This is a genomic window from Bifidobacterium sp. MSK.13.1 (genome assembly GCF_019131435.1).
Lineage (GTDB): Bacteria > Actinomycetota > Actinomycetes > Actinomycetales > Bifidobacteriaceae > Bifidobacterium > Bifidobacterium pseudocatenulatum.
Genome location: NZ_JAHOMM010000018.1, coordinates 1 through 1,519 on the forward strand (window position 1 = coordinate 1; position 1,519 = coordinate 1,519).

Below are 1,519 nucleotides of genomic sequence, written 5' to 3' on the forward strand. Positions count from 1 at the left end.
CAAGCGGGTCGGAAAGTGTGCCGCGTTCGCCCGTTAGTACCGGTCGGCTCCACCCCTCGCGGGGCTTCCACCTCCGGCCTATCGAACACGTGTTCAACATGCGGGCTTCGGACGCTCCGGGGAGCGTCAAGGAATCCTAATCTTGGAGCAGGCTTCCCGCTTAGATGCTTTCAGCGGTTATCCCTCCCGAACGTAGCCAACCGGCCATGCCGCTGGCGCGACAACCGGCATACCAGAGGTCCGTCCACCCAGGTCCTCTCGTACTATGGGCAGGCCTCCTCAGGATTCCAACGAGCGCAGAGGATAGAGACCAAACTGTCTCACGACGTTCTGAACCCAGCTCGCGTGCCGCTTTAATCGGCGAACAGCCGAACCCTTGGGACCTGCTCCAGCCCCAGGATGCGACGAGCCGACATCGAGGTGCCAAACCATCCCGTCGATATGGACTCTTGGGAATGATCAGCCTGTTATCCCCGGGGTACCTTTTATCCGTTGAGCGATGCCGCGCCCGTGCGCCGGCACCGGATCACTATCTCCGACTTTCGTCCCTGCCCGAACCGTCGTTCTCGCAGTCAAGCCCGCTTGTGCGATTACACTCGAAACCCGATTGCCAACCGGGCTGAGCGGACCTTTGAGCGCCTCCGTTACTCTTTGGGAGGCAACCGCCCCAGTTAAACTACCCGCCAGGCACTGTCCCTGAACAGGATGACTGTTCGAGGTTAGACGTCAAACGAGAACAGAGCGGTATTTCACCTTGCGGCTCCACACGGGCTGGCGCCCATGCTTCGAAGCCTCCCGCCTATGCTACACAATCCGCGCCTAACGCCAATACCAAGGTATAGTAAAGGTCCCGGGGTCTTTTCGTCCTTCTGCGCTTAACGAGCATCTTTACTCGTACTGCAATTTCGCCGAGCTCCTGGTCGAGACAGTGGGGAAGTCGTTACGCCATTCGTGCAGGTCGGAACTTACCCGACAAGGAATTTCGCTACCTTAGGATGGTTATAGTTACCACCGCCGTTTACCGGGGCTTGAATTCACCGCTTCACCCCAAAAGGGACTGACGGATCCTCTTAACCTTCCGGCACCGGGCAGGCGTCAGTGCATATACAGCGGCTTGCGCCTTCGCATGCACCTGTGTTTTTGGTAAACAGTCGCTACCCCCTGGTCTGTGCCACCCCCCAACGCTCCGAGGGCAAGCCTCTTCACGCCCGGGGGTCTCCCTTATACCGAAGGCACGGGAGTGATTTGCCGAGTTCCTTGACCAGGATTCGCTCGATCGCCTTGGTATTCTCTACCTGACCACCAGTGTCGGTTTGGGGTACGGGCGGCGACGCCCCTCGCGCCGAGGCTTTTCTCGACGGCCTGGACCACCGGATATCGCGTCCAAAGGACGCCCATCATCACACCTCACCCTATGCGTCCCACGGATTTGCCTATGGGACGGGCTGCGTGCTTGACCACGGAAAACCACCTCCGCGGCCGGCTCCCATTCCGTGTCACCCCTGTGCGCTAGCCTACC

Annotated in this window: 1 rRNA gene; it reads right to left on the reverse strand. The window is 59.7% G+C overall.

Features of this window, described 5'->3' with window-relative positions:
* Positions 1-13: 13 nt before the first annotated feature.
* Positions 14-1,519 (reverse strand): 23S ribosomal RNA (locus tag KSY55_RS09035); the annotation flags it as partial.